Raw genomic sequence first — 485 nt, forward strand, 5'->3', positions numbered from 1 at the left:
ATCTCTACGTCACGGAGAAGCCGAAGCCCGGCGACTGGCAGCTGGTTTATTTCGACGCAGCCTCCCACAAGAACATGCTCGGCCGTCACGAGCTGACGCATCGGGGCGAGCCGATCTCGAAGATCTTCGTCAAGGCGCTGGGCGACGAGCCCGTGAGCGTGGCCGCCTCGCACGAATTGTTCGAGATGGTGATCGATCCCATGGCCAATCTCTGGGCCGACAAGAGTCCGAACACGCAATACGCCTATGAGGTGTGCGACGCCGTGGAGGAGGACGTCTTCGTCGTCAACGGCCTTCCAATGTCGAATTTCGTCTATCCCTCCTGGTTCGAGCCGTTCAAGCATCCGCGCGGCACCAGGTTCGACCACAAGGGAACGCTGAAGGAGCCGTTCTCCATGACCGAAGGCGGCTATGTCATCAAGAAGGTCAACGGCAGGAAGGTGATCAAGGCGTATGGCTCAGCCGCGAAGCGGCGGCGCTTCGAC

1 protein-coding gene is annotated in these 485 nt (G+C 60.4%); it reads left to right on the forward strand.

Annotation, left to right across the window (positions count from 1 at the left end):
* Positions 1-485, forward strand: a 485-nt coding sequence (locus AACY52_RS30495) for a hypothetical protein (RefSeq protein ID WP_339561413.1), incomplete at both ends; no start/stop codon positions are given.

It is taken from the genome of Pseudomonas sp. EA_65y_Pfl1_P113, from assembly GCF_963970525.1.
GTDB lineage: Bacteria > Pseudomonadota > Gammaproteobacteria > Pseudomonadales > Pseudomonadaceae > Aquipseudomonas > Aquipseudomonas tritici.